Source organism: Streptomyces laculatispora (assembly GCF_017353455.1).
In the GTDB taxonomy this organism is placed as follows: Bacteria; Actinomycetota; Actinomycetes; order Streptomycetales; family Streptomycetaceae; genus Streptomyces; species Streptomyces laculatispora.
The window spans coordinates 1-16,915 of the sequence record NZ_JAFMPZ010000011.1 but is presented as its reverse complement, the minus strand read 5'-3'; the positions used below and the strand labels follow the sequence as shown (position 1 = coordinate 16,915).

Below are 16,915 nucleotides of genomic sequence, written 5' to 3'. Positions count from 1 at the left end.
CCGCTCCGAGCAGCTTGCCGACGTGGCGCAGGGTGCGGTGCACCTTCGGCATCGAAAGGCCCAGCTCGTACCCGATCGCTCCCGGCGCACAGCCAGCCAGCCGAAAGGCGGTGACGTTGAGTTGGCGCTCGTTCAACTCACTCAGCGGGGCGAGCGCCACCACCGTCCGGGCCTGCGCCAGGGCGTCGGTGCTGCCCTTCCCCAGGAGGGCGGGCACCGTCCCGTGCGCTGGGCGCAGCGCTCCGCAGCCGCCGCCGACGGTCATCCGGCACGTCCAGGCCCGCAGCGCCTGCGTGGTAACCACGGGGGTCCTGGTGTCCTTCGCGGCCCCGGCCGCGTTCGCGCCCAGCAGGTCCATCCACCGCCGGGCCACCGTCATCGAGTCCTGGGCGAGCCGCGCCGCCTCCACCAGGTCCGCGCCCCGCAGCAGCGACAGGGCGACGAGCGGCCCCGCATGCGCCCGGTAGTAGTCCCCGAACCCGACCCCACTGACGGACGCCGTATCCGCCGGATCTGTCGCCATTGACCCAACTCCTTTGCGCTTATGGTCACTTGTGTTTCCGTCAGAGTTCAAGGTAATGGTTCGACGCGCGGAGACGGACTGCCCCGCCCCTCTGGACTTGGCGGGGGCAGTCGCGTGGGCGATGCGCGGCGCAGCCGGACCCGGGTCAGACCACCGGGCCGGGTAGGTCGGGCACTCGACGCCCGAGACGTGCTGGACCACGCAGATGACCTGGCAGGGGTAGCCGAAATCGTTGTCTTACCGGAGGTAGAGCCGCAGGTTGAGCCTTGAATCCGCGCGGACATCCCGCAGCCTTCCGACCGGATCGGCCACCGCCAACGGCGAGGCCGTCACGGCGGGCGCCCGCCGGGCTTCGACCGCGAGGCCTACAGGCAGCGGAACACCGTCGAGCGGTGCATGTGCGCCACGAGGCGCCTTGTTGTATCCCCGGCTCAGCCGGGAGGAATTGGAGGAATATTCCCGGGCCTGATGGCTCACCTGGATCCGAAAGGTGATGGGGACCAGAGCATGCCAGAGAATCAGCGACCGGGCTCAGTTGCCAGGGACGGTGCGCTGAGGGGCCCGCATGATAAGGCGAAAGCTGGATTGCCTGAACCCCAATCCCGCGATCCGTGTTCCGATCCGTGGCAAGCACCTGCGCGGCTGGCGCCGACGTCACAACCGGGACCACGCGAAGATCCGCAGCCTCGGTGAACGCGCCATGGCGATCCTCAAGTCCTGGCGGCTCCTGCGGAAGCTCCGCTGTAGCACCACCCGGATCACAGCCGTCGTCCGAGCTGTCGTTGCCCTCGAACTCGCCGCCTGATCAAGATGGAAAAGGCTCAGTCTCGTCGCTTGGTTCCTTGTCGCCTTCGGCGATTTCTACAGACCATCCAGTCGCCTGGTCACTGTGTCGAGTGTCGGCCAAGGAGGACCCTCGCGCAGCAAGCGCAGGAATTCCTCTCCGGATCGCCTCCCATTCGGAAACTGGTCGCCAAGCTCCCAACGCCACGCGGCGACCATCGCGATAACGAGCTGCCGACACTCGTCCAGCAGCCCTTGGTCAACGCCCGGGTAGTGCTCGCAGACCGCCTCGGGGACATGGGCGAGATCGAACTCGACGGGTCCACGGCAGCACGTCTCGAGGTCGATGAACAACGGGCCGTTCTTCGTGCTGAGCACATTGCCCGGATGCGGCTCGCCGTGGAGCAGCTGCTCCACGGCGCCGCGGTCGTCGATCGCTCGTCGCAGGCTTGCCAGCCTGCCGCTGAGGAACACGCGGTCCGCGTCGGTGAGCTCCGGCGAGCGATCCGGGTCGGCGACGACTTCTTCCGCCTCCGTGATCCGGTCCGTGAACCTCGGGCTCGGCACAGTGACGAGCAGCACCACTCAAAGTTCGATGGCACAAGCTCAAAGATCGGTGTCACAGGACACTTGCTCCCGGGCCCCGCCGGGCCGGTCGCCTTCCAGCCCGGCGGGGCCGTGCTCGGCATAACGGCGCTTCCAGCGGTCCACCGTCGGTAGCGACACTCCCAGCAGCTCGGCGATGTCCTTGCGCCGACGCCCCTCAGACGACCACAGCACGATCCGGCCCCGCATGGCTATATCCGCAGGCACGTCCCAACTGCTCACCAACTCCCGCAGCTCGGCGGCCTGTTCTACAGAGAGCTCCATGCCCATAGAACGAGACACACAAGATCCGGCGGCCTGACGCCGGACGGCGGACACCGGATGTCGGCCGGCCCGAGAGGGGCGATACCGCCGGCGTCCCAGCCGAAAGCCCCGGCCGCCGCGGAATCCACCGCGGCGGCCGGGGCTCACCCGGCGAGGGAGACGCGACCCGTCAGACGCAAGCCGTCATCGGACGCGAGCGTCAGGAGGTCACGGTCTTGGTCTTCGAACAGTGGGACGCGACGCCGCCCTTCGTCAGGCAGGCCCACATGATGTACTGATGGCCTTCGGGAAGGTTGCCGCTCTTCCACGCGGTGTAAGGCGAATTGTGGCCGGCGGTGCTGACCACACGTTCGGGGATGCTGCCGTCGGGCGCGCTCAGATGGGCGACGACGCCATATCCGTCGGCGGTGGCGTCGAAGGCGCCGAGGGTGTCCCCCGTCACGCCACAGCCGGGGTTCGCACTCCACTGGGCGGAGCCGGCCCACTTGCCGGCGTCGTTGAAGACATCGACGGACGGGTACCCGCAGACCTCATCCGTCGCGGCGGAAGCCGAGCCGGATGTCGCGGTGGCGAGGCCCCCGGCCATCACGAGACTGGTCAACGCGACGCCTGCCTTACGAGCAATACGCATGATTACCCCCCTTGAACACCGCCAGGATCTCCGGCGGCGGCACTCAGTATGGAAGGCGGGGGCAGAGCAGAGCAATGATCTTTCCGGCGGTGGATCAGGGCCGGACAGGCCCTCTAGTGTCTCGTGATCCTGATTGCGCAATTTCGCGTTGTTATTGACGAGTTTCTACGAGACACACAAGATCAAGTAACGCCGACAGGATCACGAGACACTAGATGATCGATTCCAAGGGGTCAGGGTCGTAGGCGGTCAGTGAGCGTAGGACGGGCTGGCTGGTGTGGTCGTTGTGCCAGATCGCGGCCGTCAGCGCGAGGATGCGTTGCATGACGCGGGCGACACGCCGCCCGGTGCGCGGCCTCGGTGCTGTTCGAGGTCAAGCTGGCCCTTGAAGGTCTCGTTGACCGACTCGATGGCTCCTGCGGACTCAGGCGCCCACGGTCCCGTCGACACCTTCACGCAGAAAGTCCGCGTGCCCGTTGTGGCGGCCGTACTCCAGAAGCACGTGCACCATCACCATCCGCAGCGACACCTCCTCGCCCCATCGTGGCTGATACCCGGCCTGGTCCAGGGACTCAGCCTCCCGCTCGATACGGCGCGAGTTCTCCACCTCGGCATCCCAGGCCACGAACGCCTCGTCCCTGGTCGACGCGCTCGCGTCGTACGCTGCCTGAAAGTCGATCTTGTCGGACCAGACCATGGGCGCGTCGTTGTCCTCGAACACGCGACGGAACCAAGCACGCTCCACCTCCGCCATGTGCCGCACCAGACCGAGCAGCGAAAGCGTGGACGGCGGCATCGACTGCTGCCGCAGCTCCTCGTCGGTGAGCCCTTCGCACTTCATGGCGAGGGTTGCGCGGTGGTAGTCGAGGAAAGCCCGCAGCATGTCGCGTTCGCTGCCAAAACTCGGCGGTCCTATGCGATTGTCGCTGGTCATTGGTCGTGCTCCTCATCCGTGCCTGCGTTGAGGGCCAGTATCTGATCCCGTCGACTGTCCCCGTACGAGGGCCGTCAACCGGGCCTGATTGTTCCCACAGAGGTCGCCGAACACAGGAATCAGAAAGGTTCATTGGACCCCGCAGCCGCAACTACCCCTTGGAATCGACCATCCAGGGACCGCGTCAGGAGCGGCGGTTGCCGACGCGGGCCGCTGCCGGACACGCTGCGGAAGGGGCTCGTTCCTGTTCGGCTTGGACGGCAGGCGGGCCTGCACGATGCACGGGCCGGGCCCAGCCCTCGTTCCGAGCACAGCGGTGGCGCCGGGGCGACGCGTCGAAGGATGGCGTGGTGCGGAGTGCGACGTCGCCGGTCACGGTCCGGTTGGTCAGATGACGCGGGGGATGGTCTCGTCGCGCTTGGTGGACCAGTTGGTGACGATGGGGTTGTCGACGGTGGCCATGTCGGGGAGTTCGACTTCGGCGGGGTTGGGGTCGTCCTCGGTGGTGGCGATGATGACGTGGTCGAACTCCTTGCCGCCGTCGCCGTCGGTGGTCTTGGGGTTGATGCCGGCGTAGGCGACGGATGAGCCGGAGAGCTTGATGGGGTCTTCGCCGCCCTGTCCGACGGGGGAGGCGACGCCGTCGGCGCCGGAGCCGAAGGACACGCTGGGGGTGTTGACGTCGAGGTAGCAGGTGATGCCGGGCTTGGCCTTGGCGGTGACGAGGTAGTAGCTGATCGGCTGGGCCTCCCAGGTGACCGTGAAGTCCAGATCGTTGGTGCCGCAGGACTGTCCGTAGCCGCTCTTGTCGCCATTGCCGGAGTACGACTTGTCGCCGTTGCCGGAGTAGGACTTGTCACCGGACCCGCTGGAGTCGGAGCCGCCGGTGGACTTGGAACCGCCGGTGGACTTGGAGCCGGTGTTGCCGTTGGTGGAGGGGCTGTTACTGGAGGGGTTCTGGCTTCCGCCGCTTCCCTCGGAAGCCACGGCGGAGGGGGCCGCGGGGCTGCCGGTGTCCGTGGTGTCCTCGGGGCCGCAGGCGGTGGCGGTGGCGGCGAGGGCCGTCACGGCCACGGCGGCCAGGACGAGACGGGCGGAACGGGCGGCGAGACGCGAGCGCATCGTGATCTCCAGCGAATGTCGGTGCGGTGTTTCCTGCTGACACCGACGACACTAGGGCCGGGTCGATCCTGAAATGATCGCGTGAATGTCCAGGTTCTGTTGCAGCGAATCGGTTCCATGAGGCGGCGACGAATCGCATCAACAGCAGCTCAGGCGGCCCGACGGTGACGGACCGTCATGGCGATCACAGGTCGGCCGCCGTGGGCTCGGCGGGCTTCGCGATCACCGGGCTTTCGTGTGCCCCGGACCCGCGTCGCATCACCCCGACCGGCCACCGGCCATACCCTGTCCCCCGTGAACGAGATGCCGCAGGATCACCGGCCGGTCAAGTCCGTACGTGTGCTGCTCGCCGAGGACCAGGGGATGATGCGGGGCGCGCTCGCCCTGTTGCTCGGGCTGGAGCCGGACATCGAGGTGGTGGCCCAGGTGGGGGCCGGGGACGAGATCGTGGCCGCGGCGGTGGCGGCACGGCCCGATGTGGCGCTGCTGGACATCGAGCTTCCGGGGCGCAGCGGTCTGGACGCGGCCGCCGATCTGCGCGAAGAGGTGCCGGACTGCCGGGTGCTGATCCTCACCACCTTCGGCCGACCCGGCTATCTGCGGCGGGCGATGGAGGCCGGGGCGGCGGGGTTCCTGGTGAAGGACGGTCCGGTCGAGGAGCTCGCGGTGGCGATCCGCCGGGTGCTGAGCGGGGAGACCGTCATCGATCCCGCACTGGCCGCCGCCGCGCTGAGCGCGGGCCCCAGTCCGCTGACCGCCCGGGAGCGCGATGCGCTGATGGCCTCGGTGGACGGGGCGACGGTCGCGGACATCGCGGTGAAGCTGCGTCTGTCGGAGTCGACGGTACGCAACTACCTGTCGTCGGCCATCGGCAAGACCTCCACCCGTAACCGGATGGAGGCGGTCCGGGCCGCGCGGCAGCAGGGCTGGCTCTGAGGGGGCCGGCCGGGGAGCGGCCTCAGGGCCGCGCCGGCCGGTGGCGCGGCAGCCAGAAGACCATCAGCAGCAGGCCGGCCAGCAGCACCGAGCCCGACGTCCGGAAGGCCAGGGCGTAGCCGGCCGTGAGTTCCACCGGGCCCTCGGAGCCGCCCGTGCGGGCCGCGGCGACCGTGGAGAGCACGGCCAGGCCGAGCGCGCCGCCCATCGTGCGGGAGGTGTTGACGAGTCCGGAGACCAGCCCGGCCTCGCCGGGGGCCGCGCCCGAGGTGGCCAGGGAGGCGAGCGGGGTGGCCGCGAGGCCGGTGCCGGCCATCATCAGTACGCCGGGCAGGCAGACCGTGGTGAGGTAGGAGCCGTCGGCCGTCATCGTGGACTGCCAGCCGAAGCCCGCGGCGGCGACCACCGTGCCGACGAGCGCCAGGTTCTTCGCTCCGACCCGGGCCATCAGCCGCGGGGCGCACGTGGAGCCGACCACGACGGCCACCGAGGTGGGCATCAGGGCGAGGCCGGCCTCCAGCGCGGTGTAACCCTGTACGTTCTGCGCGTACACGGTCATGAAGTACCACATGGAGAACGTCGCCGAGCCCATCACGAACATCGCCACGTTCGCCGAGGCCACCGCCCGCGCGCCGAGCACCCTCAGCGGCATCAGCGGCTTCGCCGTGCGGGCCTCCACCAGGACGAACAGGGCGAGCAGCGCCAGTCCGCCCAGCAGCGGCAGCAGGGTCGCGGCCGCGGCCCAGCCCGACTCCTCGGTCTGCACGATGCCGTACGCGACGGAGGCGAGGCCCGCCGTGACGAGCAGCGCGCCGAGGAAGTCGATACGGCTCCGCTCGGCTGTGCGGCCCTCGGCGAGCCAGATCGCGGCGCCGGTGAGGACGAGGACGCCGACCGGCACGTTGATCAGCAGGACCCACCGCCAGGAGAGTGCGTCGGTGAGCGCCCCGCCGATCAGTCCGCCGGCCGCACCGCCGCCCGCGCCGACCGCCATCCAGGTGCCGATGGCCTTCGTCCTGGCGGGCCCTTCGGGTACGGCTGCGGTGAGCAGGGTGAGGGTCGCGGGGGCGAGCACGGCGGCGCCGAGCCCCTGCGCGGCGCGCGCGGCGAGCAACTGCCAGCCCTCCTGGGCGAGTCCGCCGCCCAGGGAGGCGGCGGTGAACAGGCCGAGGCCGACCAGGAACATCCGCTTGCGGCCGTATATGTCGGCGGCCCGCCCGCCGAGCAGCATGAATCCGGCGAACGCGATCGAGTAGGCGTTGAGCACCCACTGGAGTCCGGCGGCGCTCAGCGCCAGGTCGGTGCGCATGGACGGGAGGGCCACGTTGACGACGGACACGTCGAGGACGACGAGGAACTGGCCGACGCAGGCGGCGAGCACCACCGCCCACGTGCGGGTACGGGGCCGGGCATTACGGCGTGTGGGCGTCGAGACGTCAACCATGGCGTCATACTCGCAGCCGCCCCGCACCCCGTACATCGGTTTCCGGACCGTGCGGGGTGCGGTCCGGCGGCGCAGGACCGGCGCCCCACCGGGCCCCGCGGACCCGCCTGTCCTCAGCGGCGCAGGAGTGTCACCACGGCCGCGCCGCCGAGCCCGATGTTGTGGGCGAGTGCGGTGCGGGCGTCCGGCACCTGGCGGGCGCCGGCCTCGCCCCTGAGCTGCCAGGTGAGTTCGGCGGCCTGGGCGATTCCGGTGGCGCCGAGCGGGTGCCCCTTGGAGATCAGGCCGCCGGAGGGATTGACCACCCAGCGGCCGCCGTGGGTGGTGGCGCCGGACTCGACGAGCGCCCCGGACTCGCCCTCGCCGCACAGCCCGAGCGCCTCGTAGGTGAGGAGTTCGTTGATGGAGAAGCAGTCGTGGAGTTCGATGACGTCGAGGTCGGCCGCGGTGAGACCGGAGGCCGCGTACACCTGCTGGGCGGCGGCCCGCGACATGGGCAGTCCGACCGCGTCGATGCAGGTGCCGGAGGCGAAGGAGGCCTCGGTGTCGGTCGTCATGGCCTGGGCGGCGATCTCGACGGCCCGCTCGCCGAGCCCGTGCCGGTCGACGAAGCGCTCCGACACGACGACGGCGGCTGCCGCCCCGTCGGAGGTCGGCGAGCACTGGAGCCGGGTCAGGGGGCGGTGAACGGATTTGGCGGCGAGGACCTCGTCGACCGTGTAGGTGTCCTGGAACTGGGCGTACGGGTTGCCGGCCGAGTGGCGGTGGTTCTTGGCCGCGACGGCGGCGAGCTGCGCCTCGGTCGTGCCGTACTTCTGCATGTGCTCGCGGGCCGCGTTGCCGAAGATCTGGGCGGTGGGCGGGGTCATCTCGAAGCCGTGGGCGGCGGCCATGATCCCGTAGTGCCGGGCGACCGGGGACGTCTTGAAATCACCCGCGCCGCCGTCGGACCCGCCGCCGCCGAGCGATCCGCGCGCCATCTTCTCGAAGCCGAGCGCCAGGACGCAGTCGCTGCCGCCGCCCTCGACGAACTGCCGGGCCATCATCAGCGCGGTGGAGCCGGTGGCGCAGTTGTTGTTGACGTTGTAGACGGGTACCCCGGTCAGGCCGAGCTCGTACACGGCGCGCTGTCCGGCGGTGGAGGGCTGGAAGCAGTAGCCGACGGCCGCCTGCTGCACGTCCTCGTACGCGACGCGGGCATCGGCGAGCGCCGCCGTGCCGGCCTCCTTCGCCATGTCCCAGTACTGCCAGTCGCGGGTCTCGGGCTTCTCGAACCTCGTCATCCCGACGCCGACGATGTATGCCTTCATGGTGTGTCCTTTCGGAGGGGGCTGATGGGGCCCTCTCAGTCCCTCGGCAGGCCGAGGATGCGCTCGGCGACGACATTGAGCTGAACCTGGGTGGTGCCGCCCGCGATGGTCAGGCAGCGGGACATCAGGAATCCGTGCACGGCCCGCTCCCCGGCCCCCTCGGCCACCGCACCGGCGGGGCCGAGTAGTTCGAGGGTGAGTTCGGCGACCTTCTGCTGGTGGGCGGTCTGGACGAGTTTGCGTACCGAGGCGCCCGCGCCCGGTTCCAGTCCGGAGACCTGTTGCAGCGTGGTGCGCAGCCCGATGCAGGCCAGCGCGTGGGCCTCGGCGGCGAGTGCGCCGATCCGGGCCCGGCAGGCGCCGTCGAGTCCGGCGGAGCGCTCGATCAGTGCTTCCAGTCCGGTGTCGAAGGTCATCTGGTCGGCCATGTGGACGCGTTCGTTGCCCAGGGTGTTGCGGGCGACCTGCCAGCCGCCGTCGGCCTCGCCGACCAGTGCGTCGGGGGGCAGAATCACGTCGTCGAAGTACACCTCGTTGAAGAGGGAGTCGCCGGTGATCTCCTTCAGCGGGCGGATATCGATGCCCTCGGTGTTCTTCATGTCGACGAGGAAGTAGCCGAGTCCCTGGTGCTTGGGGGCGTCCGGGTCGGTCCTGGCGAGCAGGATGCCGTGGTCGGCCCACTGGGCGGCGCTCGTCCACACCTTCTGGCCGTTGATCCGCCAGCCCTCGGGTGTCCGTTCGGCCCGGGTGCGCAGCGAGGCGAGGTCGGAGCCCGCGCCGGGTTCGGAGAACAGCTGGCACCACAGGAGTTCGCCGCGCAGGGTCGGCAGCAGATAGCGGTCCTGCTGCTCGGCCGTCCCGTGCGCGATGAGGGAGGGCACCACCCAGGTGGCGATCTGGAGGTCGCTCAGTTTCACGCCCTGTTCGCGCAACTCCTGCTGCACGGCGAGCTGTTGTACGGGTCCGGCGTCCAGGCCGTAGGGCGCGGGCAGATGCGGGGCGGCGTAGCCGGTGGGTGCGAGGGCGCGGCGGGCGGCCCTCGGATCCAGGCCCCGGGCGGCGGCGACGGCCTCGCGGGCCGCCGCCCGGTGCACGGCGGCCTCCGCCGGGAGCTCCAGGATGAGCCCGCGGCGCGCCCCGGCCGCGGCCAGCCGGACGGCGCGCTGCCGGTGGACGTCCCCGGAGCCCAGCAACTGCCGTGCCACCAGGGCCCGGCGCAGGTACAGATGGGCGTCGTGCTCCCAGGTGAAGCCGATTCCGCCGAGGATCTGGATGGCGTCCTTGGCACAGCCGTACGCGGCGTCCAGGGCGCTCGACGCGGCGAGGGCCGCGGCCATGCCCCGCACCTGAGGTGCCTCGTCGGCCGCGCGGGCGGCGTCCCAGACCAGCGCGCGGGCCTGTTCGACCCGGACGAGCATGTCCGCGCAGAGGTGCTTGACGCCCTGGAACTGCCCGATGGGGCGGCCGAACTGCTCGCGCACCTTGGCGTGTTCGGTGGCGGTGTCCAGCGAACGGGCCGCGGTGCCGCACGCCTCGGCGGCGAACAGGACGGCGGCGAGGTCGCGGACGAGTCCCGAGTCGGTGGGCAACAGCCGCCCGGCGGGGACCAGGACCCCCTCGGCCCGGACCTCGGCGGTGGGGCGGGTCGGGTCGGCGCTGCGGTGCGGGCGGACGGACAGTCCCCGCGCGGCGGTGTCGACGGCGAACCAGCGGGTGCCGGTGACCGAGGCGGCGGGGAGCAGCAGCAGATCCGCCCCGTCGGCGCAGAGCACCGGCGGGAGTTCGCCGTCGAGCAGGTGGCCGTCCTCCTGCTCGACGGCGGTGAGGCTGCCGGGGCCGAGGGCGACGGCGCCGATGCGCCGGCCGGCGGCGAGGTCCCGCACCAGCCCGGACGTCTCCGGCGCCGACGCGTGCAGCACCGCCGAGGCGAGGGCGCTCGCCAGGTAGGGGCCGGGGAGCGCGGCCCGTCCCGCCTCTTCGAGGACGACGGCGAGATCGAGCAGTCCGCCGCCGCCTCCCCCGTACTCCTCGGGCAGATGGATGCCGAGCAGGCCCTGTTCCGCCAGCCCGTCCCAGTATTCGGGGCGTGCGCCGGTGGCACTGGGGGCGTCCGCGTCGAGGAGTTTGCGTATTTCCCCGGGCGGTACGGCCCGCGCGAGCCACCCCCGTACGGCCTGCGCGAGCTCCCTGTGTTCTTCGGTGATTCCGATGCCCATGCGGATCCTCGCCGGTCGCAGCCACTGGAACGGCGCAAGAGTAGAACACGTTCCAATCTGACGGAAGGTCAGATGGGCATCTGTTTCCGGCCGGACGGGCGTTCCGGGCCGTGAGCGTGTCCTGTTCGTACCGCGTTCACCGGAATACCTCGGACATGCGGAAGGTTTCACCCTGCACACACTTGGTGGCCGGTGCCGGCCGCCGCACCGCCCGCACGCCTTCCCGTTCTTCCCTCTTCCGCTGCCCGGAGGCCGCACGTATGCCACAGACGACGCACGAACAGCAGCCCGCGGAGCTTCCCGATCCGCGGACGTCGAAGGCGGGCAAGGGGATCGTCCCCGTGCTCGCCTTCGCGGGTATCACCGTGGCGGTGATGCAGACCCTGCTCGTCCCCGTCATCAAGGACCTGCCCGCCCTTCTCCACACCGACCCGTCCAACGCCACCTGGGTGATGACGGCGACGCTGCTCGCCGGAGCCGTCTCCACGCCGATCATGGGGCGGCTCGGGGACCTCAACGGCAAGCGGAAGATGCTGCTGGCCAGCCTGGCCGTCATGGTGGTCGGCTCCCTGATATGCGCCTTCACCGACGACCTCGTGATCATGATCGTGGGCCGTGCGCTCCAGGGCTTCGCCATGGGCGCCATCCCGCTGGGCATCGGCATCATGCGCGACGAGCTGCCGCGCGAGAAGCTCGGCTCGGCCATGGCCCTGATGAGCTCCTCGATCGGCGTGGGCGGCGGACTCGCGCTGCCCGCCGCCGCGCTGGTCGCCCAGCACACCGACTGGCACACTCTCTTCTTCGGCTCGGCCGGCCTCGGCGTGCTGGCCATGGGGCTGACCGTGCTCGCCGTGCCGGAGACCTCGCTGCGGGCCCCCGGCCGGTTCGACGTCACCGGAGCGCTCGGCCTCTCGGCCGGACTGATCCTCCTGCTGCTGCCCGTCACCAAGGGCAGCGACTGGGGCTGGACCTCCCCCACCACACTCGGGCTGATCGCCGCCGCCCTGGTGGTGCTGCTGCTGTGGGGCGTGTTCGAGCTGCGCAGCGACGCGCCACTGGTCGACCTGCGGACCACCGCCCGCCGCGAGGTGCTGCTCACCAACCTCGCCTCGATCATGGTCGGGGTGGCCTTCTACGCCGTCTCGCTGGTCCTGCCGCAGCTGCTCCAGCTGCCGCGGTCCACCGGATACGGCCTCGGCCAGTCGATGCTGGTCGCCGGGCTGTGCGTGGCGCCGCTGGGCCTGACGATGATGCTCGTCGCCCCGCTGTACGCCCGGCTGTCCGCCCGGTACGGCCCCAAGGTCACGCTGATGCTCGGCATGGCGGTCATTGCCATCGGATACGGGGCCGGACTCGGCCTGATGAGCGCCGCCTGGCAGACCATCGTGATCGCGGTGCTGCTCGGCGCCGGCATCGGGCTCGCGTACTCCTCGCTGCCCGCACTGATCATCGGGGCCGTCGACGCCTCGGAGACGGGCGCGGCCACCGGGCTCAACACCCTGATGCGCTCGATCGGCACCTCGGTGTCGAGCGCCGTGATCGGCATGGTGCTGGCGCACACCTCGGTACGGATGGGACCGGTCGCGGTGCCCAGCATGGAGGGGTTCCGCACCTCGTTCATGATCGCGACGGGTGCGGTGCTGGTCGGTCTGGTGCTGGCCGCGTTCCTGCCGTCGCAGCGGGCGGCCGCCGCGCCGGTCCTGCTGGCGAGCAGCGCGGGCGACGCGACGGCCCGGATGTCCGGCCTCCCGCTCCCGCTCCCCGGCTCCGGCTTCCGCGGCCGGGTCCTCGAAGCGGACGGGACCCCGGTGGCCGGCGCCAATGTCACCCTGATCGACCGGCAGGGCCGGCAGGCCGGGCTCACCACGACGGACGCGGAGGGCCGGTACGCGCTCGCCGCCCCGCCCGGCGGCAGCTTCGTCCTGGCCGGATCGGCCGCCGGATACGCGCCGTGCGCCTACCCGGCGGCGCACCCGGCGAGCGGCCGGCCCGCCGAGACCGATCTGGTGCTGACCGTCAGCGCACCGGCGCGTCGAACCTCGGTGCGGTCGTGAGCAGATGAGAGACGTCCGTCCCCGCCGGGAGCTCCTGCGGCTGCGCGCCGCGGGTGAACAGCCGTGCGGGGCGGGCACCCTGGACCCAGGCCTGGCGCCCGTTGACCCGCAGCCATGAGCCCTCGCGAAGGCCGAGCACCGGCACGTCGTTCTCCTCCAGGAACTCGGTGAGCCGTTCCTCGCGGGTCTCGCCCTTGTGGGTGCTGTCCGGGTCCGGGTCCAGGTAGTGCGGGTTGATCTGGAACGGGACGAGGCCGAGCGTCTCGAAGGACGGCGGCTGCACGATCGGCATGTCGTTGGTGGTGCGCAGGGTGGGCGAGGCCATGTTCGTCCCCGCGCTGGCTCCCATGTACGGCAGTCCGTCGCGCACCGCCTCGATCACGGCGTCGCGCAGACCGGTCCGGTAGAGCGCGCTCAGCAGCCGGAAGGAGTTGCCGCCACCGATGAACACGGCGTCGGACGCGGCGAGTTCGGCGACCGGGTCGGCGTTCTCGTGGACGCCGCGGACGCTGATTTCGGCCGGCTCCAGGGCGTCACGGACCCGCGCGGTGTACGTCGCGTAGTCGGCGAGCGCGTACGGCACGAAGGCGAGGCGGGCGCCGGAGGGCAGGAACGCGCTGACCGTGTCGAGGGCGTGTTCCAGGTAACCGCAGCCGTGCTGGGTGGAGTTGGAGAGCAGGAGCAGATTCACGGGGTTCCTCTTGGGTTCTCTTCGGGACAGGTCGTGCGGGTGGAGCGGGGCCCGGCAGCCGGTCAGGTGGTGCGGCGGGACCGGGGTTTCGGGCGCTGCGGCGGGTGGGTGAGGCGCCTCTCCAGCATGTCGGCTGCCTTCCGCAGCGCGTCGAGCCGGTTCTCCGGCGCCCCTTCGAACCGTTCCTCGGCGCCGCCCAGGCTGAGGCTTCCGTACGGTTCGCGCCCGAGGAAGACCGGTACGGCGACGGTCGCGACGCCGGCGTCGTACTCGCCGACCGTCCAGGCGTAACCCTGGGCGCGCACCTTCAGCAGCTCCCGCTCCAGCAGATCCGGATCGGTCACCGTCCGCTCGGTGAACCGGGCCATCGGGCGCCCCCGGAAGAGCCGGTGACGCTGCTCGTCCGGCAGGTAGGCGTAGAACGACTTACTGGTCGCCCCGGCATGAGCCGGGTAGAGCTCGCCGACCAGGGGGTAGTAGCGCAGCGGCCCGGTCTCGCCCTCCTCGGCCGCCACGCACCGCATGTGGAAGCTGTCCGGCAGGCAGAACAGCACGGTGTCGCCGGTGACCCGGCGCAGCTCCTCCAGGACCGGTCCGGCGAGCAGCTCCAGCGATCCGGAGCGCTCCCAGAGCCTGCCCAGGCGCAGCACGGCGGGGCCGATGCGGTAGCGGCGGGTGGCCGGGTCGGAGACCAGGAAGCCGCGGCCGGCGAGGGTGGCGAGCAGCCGCTGGGCCACCGAGGTGTCCCAGCCGAACTCCTCCGCGACCTCGGTGACACCCCAGTCGGGTCTGGTCCGCTCGAACGCGAGCAGCACGAGGAGCGCCCGGTCGACGGTTTGCAGGGCTCCGGCGGGGGTGCGCCGGTCCAGATCGAAGTCCGCCATCGTCATCTCACCATTCAGACCTGAATTGCAAATAACGGGAAAGGGTTGCGTTCAACGCTATCCGATCCCGAATCTGCTCTCAGCACCCCGTCCGGCGCCCCACTCCCTGCCGGGCGCCGGACGGGTGTGACGGATGCGCGAGAAAGGCCCCCCATGTTGAAGTACGTACTGGACATCGTCGACCTCCTCGACGACCCCCAGGCCAACGGCAAGACGGTCGTCGAGTACCTCGACGCCGCGGCGGGGGCCGAGGGCTCGTCCGCGGAGGTGACCACGGTCGCCGGAGAGCAGGGCTCGACGGACTTCGTGATGGTCCGCATCCCCGGCTCCCGGGGACGCACCGCCGGGGGCACCGCCCGCACCCTCGGTGTGGTCGGCCGGCTCGGCGGCATCGGCGCCCGGCCCGAGGTGACCGGCCTGGTCTCCGACGCCGACGGGGCGGTCTCCGCCGTCGCCACCGCCGCGAAACTGCTCGACATGCGCCGCCGCGGCGATGTGCTCCCCGGCGATGTGATCGTCGCCACCCACATCTGCCCGGACGCGCCGACCGAGCCGCACGACCCGGTGCCGTTCATGGGCTCGCCCGTGGACATCGCCACCATGAACCGCCACGAGGTGACCGACGACATGGAGGCCGTGCTCTCCATCGACACCACCAAGGGCAACCGGATCATCAACCACAAGGGCCTGGCCCTGTCGCCCACCGTCAAGGAGGGCTGGGTGCTCCGGGTCAGCGAGCAGCTCGGCGAGCTGCTCGCCGTGGTGACCGGTGAGCCGTTGGTCACGTACCCCGTGACCACACAGGACATCACGCCGTACGGTAACGGTGCACACCACATCAATTCGATCCTCCAGCCCTCCACCGCCACGGCCGCTCCCGTGGTCGGCCTGGCGGTCACCTCGGCCGCCGCGGTGCCGGGCTGCCAGACGGGCGCGAGTCACGAGAGCGACATCGCCTCCGCCGCCCGCTACGCCGTGGAGGTCGCCAAGGCCTACGGCGCGGGCCACCTGGACTTCCACGACGCGGTGGAGTTCGACAATCTCGTCAACCGCTACGGGTCGCTGTCTCACCTGCAGACCTTCGGCCGTACACCCCAGGAGTCCTGATGGCAGCCGCCCAGCAGGCCGACGCCGCGGTCAACGAGACCAAGAGCATCGGCAGCGACGACTACTCGCTCTCGCGCGTCCCGCGCGACAAGCGGTTCGGCTTCTGGTCCATGCTGCTCCAGTGGCTGGCCCAGTCCGGCTCGATCTCGCAGTTCACGCTCGGCGCCACCATCGGCGTCGGCATGACCTTCGGCAACGCCTTCCTCGCCTTCACGCTCGGCGCGGTGATCCTGGAGATCGTGATCTTCGCGATCGGCCTGGCCGGTATGCGCGAGGGTCTCGCGACCCCGATGCTGACCCGCTGGGTGGGCTTCGGCCGCAACGGCTCCGCGCTGGTCAGCTTCGTCATCGCGGTCAGCCTGGTCGGCTGGTTCGGCGTCCAGAACACGATCTTCGGCAACAGCGTCTCGGCGCTGGTCGGCGGACCGTCCTGGATGTGGTGCGTGATCGCGGGCATCGCCATCACCGCCCTGGTGATCTTCGGGTTCAAGTACATGGCCAACTTCGCGAAGATCGTCACCCCGCTCTTCTTCGCGATGGTCGCCTGGTCGGTCATCACGACGCTGAAGGACCACTCGCTCAGCGACCTGATCCACTCGCCGCCGCCCGGACAAACGATTCCCCTCGCCGTCGCCGCCACCGCCATCGCGGGCGGCTACATGACGGGCGCGATCGTCTCCCCGGAAATGACCCGCTACAACCGCAAGGGCTCGCACGTCTTCCTGCAGAGCGCCTCGTCGATGATCCTGTCCGAGTACATCGTCGGCATGACCGGCGTGCTGCTCGGCCACCTGGTCAAGAGCAACGAGGTCTCGCACATCGTGCTCTCCACCTCCGGCGCCTTCGGCGTCATCGTGGTCCTGATGTCCACGGCGAAGATCAACGACTGGAACCTGTACGGCTCCTCGCTCGGCGTCGTCAACTTCTTCCAGGTCGTCTTCGGCAAGCGGATCCACCGCGGCGCCGTCACCATCGCCCTCGGCATCGCGGGCACGCTCCTGTCCGCGGTCGGGATCATGACCCACTTCACCGAGTTCCTCACGATCCTCGGCGTCGCGATCCCGCCGATCGGCGGCATCATCGTGGCCGAGTACTGGGTCGTGAAGCGGATGCGCAAGCCGCTGGACGACACCCGGGACTCCGAGACCCTGCCGAAGTCCTCGCCGACCTGGGTGCCGATGTCCATCGTCATCTGGATCGCGGCCTTCTGCGTCGGCAAGTTCTACGACGGCGGCATACCGGCCCTGAACTCGCTGGCCACCGCCTTCGTCCTGTACTGCGTCCTCGGCCTGCTGGGCTGGGTGAAGCCGTACGGCACCTCCGCCACCCAGGACGACGAGGACAGCGCGGTCCCCGACGCCCCGACCACCACCTCCGTGGGAGCAGCATGAGCACCCCCGACCCCATCGC

Annotated in this window: 14 protein-coding genes and 4 pseudogenes; 6 read left to right on the top strand and 12 right to left on the bottom strand. The window is 70.5% G+C overall.

Annotated features, from left to right (window positions below):
- A partial coding sequence (locus J1C73_RS00620; protein WP_207314566.1) for a hypothetical protein occupies positions 1–523 on the bottom strand: 523 nt, incomplete at its 3' end.
- Positions 524–793: 270 nt separating this feature from the next.
- On the opposite strand from J1C73_RS00620, the pseudogene J1C73_RS00615 reads away from it, so the two are divergent.
- Positions 794–922 (top strand): annotated as a pseudogene (locus J1C73_RS00615) (IS5/IS1182 family transposase); the annotation flags it as partial.
- Between the two features lie 208 nt (positions 923–1,130).
- Positions 1,131–1,328 (top strand): annotated as a pseudogene (locus J1C73_RS00610) (transposase family protein); the annotation flags it as partial.
- A gap of 56 nt (positions 1,329–1,384) precedes the next feature.
- On the opposite strand, the pseudogene J1C73_RS00605 reads toward J1C73_RS00610, so the two are convergent.
- The 6 genes and pseudogenes from J1C73_RS00605 to J1C73_RS00580 form a co-directional block, all read right to left on the bottom strand.
- Positions 1,385–1,873: pseudogene (locus J1C73_RS00605) on the bottom strand (phosphotransferase family protein); the annotation flags it as partial.
- Positions 1,874–1,912: 39 nt separating this feature from the next.
- A complete protein-coding gene (locus J1C73_RS00600) occupies positions 1,913–2,176 on the bottom strand; it encodes a helix-turn-helix domain-containing protein (RefSeq protein ID WP_207314564.1) in 264 nt (87 codons plus the stop codon).
- Between the two features lie 199 nt (positions 2,177–2,375).
- Positions 2,376–2,807, bottom strand: coding sequence for a hypothetical protein (locus J1C73_RS00595; RefSeq protein WP_207314563.1), 432 nt, complete (start codon positions 2,805–2,807; stop codon positions 2,376–2,378).
- A gap of 211 nt (positions 2,808–3,018) precedes the next feature.
- A pseudogene (locus tag J1C73_RS00590) lies at positions 3,019–3,218 on the bottom strand (hypothetical protein); the annotation flags it as partial.
- A gap of 13 nt (positions 3,219–3,231) precedes the next feature.
- A complete protein-coding gene (locus J1C73_RS00585; protein WP_093531971.1) occupies positions 3,232–3,741 on the bottom strand; it encodes a DinB family protein in 510 nt (169 codons plus the stop codon).
- 387 nt (positions 3,742–4,128) lie between these two features.
- Positions 4,129–4,863 (bottom strand): DUF4232 domain-containing protein, encoded by a 735-nt coding sequence (locus tag J1C73_RS00580; protein WP_207314562.1) that lies wholly within the window; start codon positions 4,861–4,863, stop codon positions 4,129–4,131.
- Between the two features lie 303 nt (positions 4,864–5,166).
- Between J1C73_RS00580 and J1C73_RS00575 the strand changes: the two genes are divergently transcribed.
- A complete protein-coding gene (locus tag J1C73_RS00575) occupies positions 5,167–5,799 on the top strand; it encodes a response regulator transcription factor (protein ID WP_207314565.1) in 633 nt (210 codons plus the stop codon).
- Between the two features lie 22 nt (positions 5,800–5,821).
- On the opposite strand, the gene J1C73_RS00570 is transcribed toward J1C73_RS00575, so the two are convergent.
- From J1C73_RS00570 to J1C73_RS00560, 3 genes are all read right to left on the bottom strand, one after another.
- On the bottom strand, positions 5,822–7,243 hold the full coding sequence (locus J1C73_RS00570) for an MFS transporter (RefSeq protein ID WP_207314561.1): 1,422 nt from the start codon (positions 7,241–7,243) through the stop codon (positions 5,822–5,824).
- Between the two features lie 113 nt (positions 7,244–7,356).
- Positions 7,357–8,553 (bottom strand): lipid-transfer protein, encoded by a 1,197-nt coding sequence (locus tag J1C73_RS00565; RefSeq protein ID WP_123470453.1) that lies wholly within the window; start codon positions 8,551–8,553, stop codon positions 7,357–7,359.
- Between the two features lie 35 nt (positions 8,554–8,588).
- Complete coding sequence (locus tag J1C73_RS00560; RefSeq protein WP_207314560.1) at positions 8,589–10,769, bottom strand: acyl-CoA dehydrogenase family protein; 2,181 nt, start codon at positions 10,767–10,769, stop codon at positions 8,589–8,591.
- Positions 10,770–11,029: 260 nt separating this feature from the next.
- On the opposite strand from J1C73_RS00560, the gene J1C73_RS00555 reads away from it, so the two are divergent.
- Complete coding sequence (locus tag J1C73_RS00555) at positions 11,030–12,823, top strand: MFS transporter (protein ID WP_207314559.1); 1,794 nt, start codon at positions 11,030–11,032, stop codon at positions 12,821–12,823.
- On the opposite strand, the gene pepE is transcribed toward J1C73_RS00555, so the two are convergent.
- On the bottom strand, positions 12,786–13,514 hold the full coding sequence (pepE, locus tag J1C73_RS00550) for a dipeptidase PepE (protein ID WP_207314558.1): 729 nt from the start codon (positions 13,512–13,514) through the stop codon (positions 12,786–12,788). The two genes, J1C73_RS00555 and pepE, sit on opposite strands and share 38 nt — an antisense overlap.
- Before the next feature lie 62 nt (positions 13,515–13,576).
- Complete coding sequence (locus J1C73_RS00545; protein ID WP_207314557.1) at positions 13,577–14,404, bottom strand: IclR family transcriptional regulator; 828 nt, start codon at positions 14,402–14,404, stop codon at positions 13,577–13,579.
- 147 nt (positions 14,405–14,551) lie between these two features.
- On the opposite strand from J1C73_RS00545, the gene J1C73_RS00540 reads away from it, so the two are divergent.
- Both J1C73_RS00540 and J1C73_RS00535 read left to right on the top strand, forming a co-directional pair.
- Complete coding sequence (locus J1C73_RS00540; protein ID WP_207314556.1) at positions 14,552–15,505, top strand: DUF1177 domain-containing protein; 954 nt, start codon at positions 14,552–14,554, stop codon at positions 15,503–15,505.
- Positions 15,505–16,896 carry a cytosine permease gene (locus J1C73_RS00535; protein ID WP_207314555.1) on the top strand — a complete coding sequence of 464 codons (1,392 nt, stop codon included), beginning with the start codon at positions 15,505–15,507 and terminating at the stop codon, positions 16,894–16,896. The genes J1C73_RS00540 and J1C73_RS00535 overlap by 1 nt, the downstream gene beginning before the upstream one ends.
- Positions 16,897–16,915 lie beyond the last annotated feature (19 nt).